Source organism: Flavobacteriales bacterium (genome assembly GCA_021296215.1).
GTDB lineage: Bacteria > Bacteroidota > Bacteroidia > Flavobacteriales > ECT2AJA-044 > ECT2AJA-044.
On the sequence record JAGWBA010000128.1, the window covers coordinates 1 to 2,149 of the forward strand.

The window sequence follows — 2,149 nt, forward strand, 5'->3', positions numbered from 1 at the left end:
TCGTACACCGGCCATTAAAGTCTCGAATATCAACAACTCTAATGACCTCTTTCTAATCCTCTATAAATATAAAAGCCCTACGGTTTTGCTTTGCGAAATCGGGTTCTGCGAAGCAGCTTCAGGCTAAACTAGAATAAGGTTGAAAAAGTAGATTCAGTCAAAGACTGAATAAATTCGGCTTACGCCGAGTTTATTCTCTTCAGAGTCAATGGTGTTTTACTGGCACGAAGAGCGAATTTATCTACAAGAAATGCACTCGCGAAGCGAATGTACGGCCACCGCTGTTCGTTGTTCAGAAAACGAGAAATGACTAACGCTTTACCTCACGAGCATTAGAAAGACAAACAAGTAAATCCACACCCCATCGAGGAAATGCCAAAACTGGCTGCCTATCTCAATGCCCAGGGTATTACCGTTGTCGTACTTGCCGCGCAGGCCGTTGAACATCATGTACAGCAGACTGATGAATCCGAAAGCGACGTGCACCAAGTGGGCGATCACGATCACATATAGAAAACTTCCGGCGGCATTGGAACTTTCGCCCGTAAAATACACTCCGCCATTGATGAGTACCTCGAAGCTGGCGAATTGGAAGTAGGTGAAGACAAGGCCCAGCACCAGCGTCAGCGCCAACCCCAACAGCATATTATTTCGGTTCTGTGCCTTAGCGGCACGAAGCGCAAATATCATCGTCACAGAACTCAGTACGATGGCAATGGTACTGTACCACATTTCTGAAGGTAGATCGAACACGATCCAGTTGCCCTCGGCGCGGCGCACAATATAACCCGATGTCAATCCGGCAAACAACATGGCCATACTCACCATGCCGATCCACAACATCGGCTTGGCGGCTTTTTTTCTTTGTTCTTTTAAGACGGAATCAACCATTGTTCTTTGATTCAGTAAACCATGGACCGTGAACCGTGGACCGTGAATTTCTACTTATCGGAAATCCCATGTTCATGGTTCGCGGTTCATGGTTCATGGTTCATGGTTCATGGTTCATGGCATTACACCAAACTATCAACCACATATATGATTTGCACCACGGGCATATAAATGATCGAGGCAAACATCAATTTCTTCGCTTCTACAACCGTTCGGCCTTTATAAAGGTTCCAGCTTTGCCACAAGAATAAAGCACCAGCGATAGCGACGGCGACAGCTCCGATCGTGCTCAATTCAAGAGAGCCGGTGAGGCCCGTGGCCGGAATCAAACTCACGATCAGGGTCCAAACCGTATAAAATATAGTTTGCAGTGCACTGCTTTGGTCGCGCTCACCACTGGGCAGTAACTTGTATCCGGCCTTTTTATAGTCGTCGTGCAGAATCCACGCAATGGCCCAAAAATGCGGGAACTGCCAAAAAAACTGCACGGCAAACAAGGTGCCGCTCTCGATGTCAAAATCGTTATTGGCAGCCACCCATCCAAGCATGAAGGGAATTGCTCCCGGAATCGCTCCGATGAATACCGCTAGTGGCGTCACTCCTTTAAGCGGCGTGTAAACAGCCGTATAAATAAACAAACTCAGCGCGCCGAACATGGCCGATAGCGGATTGATCCAGTACAACAGCGCCAAACCTACCAAGCCCATGATCGTCGCTGCGATCAAGGCTTGCAAAACCGACAACCTCCCGGCCGGAACCGGACGATCCTTGGTGCGGTCCATCAGTGCATCTTGGTTGCGCTCAATAACCTGATTAAAGGCATTCGACGAACCGACAACGAGAAAACCACACACAAGGAGTAAGGTGAACATCCAGCCGCTGAAGGCTGGCATCCCAATCAAATACCCGGCACCGGCGCTGAACACCACGCTTGTGGCCAATCGCGGCTTGGCTAAGGCCACGTAGTCGCGGAATGCGCTGGTTTCGGTTATGGAAATGTCCTGAGCTTCTTTCATTTGTGGCGGCAAAAATACAAAAAAGGATTGTGGAAAATTTTTACCGTCGGGAAGATGCCTGTTCCATAAAAGCTAATGGAAACGCGGTTATGACCTGGTTAATCGATGGGGTCTTTCAAAATCTCAAGCTCCGTAGATTATAAGAGCGGTTAGCTATCGACTCAACGAGTCTGTTCAGAAAAGTGTGTCACTTAACTTAGTGATATGAAAAAGCAAGAAATATCGAAAGCCGGCTTACAAGA

General features: G+C 47.9%; 2 protein-coding genes. Both read right to left on the reverse strand.

Translation table 11 applies throughout. The features are described from left to right. Positions 1-318: 318 nt before the first annotated feature. The gene (locus J4F31_12450; protein ID MCE2497363.1) at positions 319-891 is read right to left on the reverse strand and encodes a cytochrome c oxidase subunit 3; all 573 of its coding nucleotides are present in this window, start codon (positions 889-891) and stop codon (positions 319-321) included. A gap of 122 nt (positions 892-1,013) precedes the next feature. Continuing rightward, on the reverse strand, positions 1,014-1,907 hold the full coding sequence (cyoE, locus tag J4F31_12455) for a heme o synthase (protein ID MCE2497364.1): 894 nt from the start codon (positions 1,905-1,907) through the stop codon (positions 1,014-1,016). Positions 1,908-2,149 lie beyond the last annotated feature (242 nt).